General features: G+C 52.5%; 1 protein-coding gene. It reads right to left on the reverse strand.

Annotation, left to right across the window (positions count from 1 at the left end):
- A partial coding sequence (locus OOZ15_RS19870; RefSeq protein ID WP_265958181.1) for a SprB repeat-containing protein occupies positions 1–988 on the reverse strand: 988 nt, incomplete at both ends.

Consider the following 988-nt stretch of genomic DNA (forward strand, 5'->3'; position numbering starts at 1 on the left):
CGGCTATAAGGGCTGTGGCAGTGGCCGTTGTGGCCCCGTTGGACCAGGCTATAAAATAGTCGCCACTGCCCCCGTTTACCTGTACGGTGGCCGTACCGTCGTTCCCCGCCCCACAGGAAATAGGGGTACTGGAAAAACTTAGTGTTAAAAGTTCAGGCTGCCCAAGGTCGTATACTACATCTGTTGCTTCCACTAGGGTATTGCCCTGATATACCCCAATGACATTGCCCATACTGTCTTCTACATTGAAGGAATAATTGCCCACAGACAGATCGTTGGCGATCTCGGATACTTGATCAGGCAATGCCTGCCAATTACCGGAAGCATCCTGTTTTTTCCAATGGTAGGTATAGGGCTCACCGGTATCAAAAGGCACCCCGCCCTCAACGGTGGCCATGAGCACCCCATCCGAAAACGGGTTTTCAAAGGTATTGGCACTGTTACAGGATACGGGCAATACTTCTTCAATAGTGGCCTCAATAGGCTCGTAAAGGGTAAAGGGGCTCTCCAGGACCGTACAACCGTCCTTAGTGGTGGCCACCCCGTAATTGGCATCTTCCACGGTCAGGGAATAGGTCCCAGAAGGAAGGTTGTCCAGTTGGACCTGGTAAGTTCCATTACCCGTCACCGAAGCAGTGGCCAGCCCGTTTAGGTCGCTACCGTTTTCATCATGCCAAATATAACTGTAGCTGCCATCGGCCAGTGCGGTGCCGCCCGTGATTTCTGCCCGTATCCAACCATCGGAAGCCCCGATGGATGTTGGACGGTCAAAGGCCGTATAATCTATCTGTAAAGCTTCCATAGGGGCAGTAATGGTCACACTTCCTGACACCTGGCAGCCCCGGCTGTCGGTGATTGTAACACCATATGCTCCCTGTGAAAGATCCGTTATTTTTGATATGGCGGCATTATTGTCCCATTGGTAACTATAAGGCGGGGTCCCCCCTGATACCACTGCTTCCGCCCAACCGTCATTGCCGCCATGGCA

The sequence above is a fragment of the Galbibacter kalidii genome, assembly GCF_026241135.1.
In the GTDB taxonomy this organism is placed as follows: Bacteria; Bacteroidota; Bacteroidia; order Flavobacteriales; family Flavobacteriaceae; genus Galbibacter.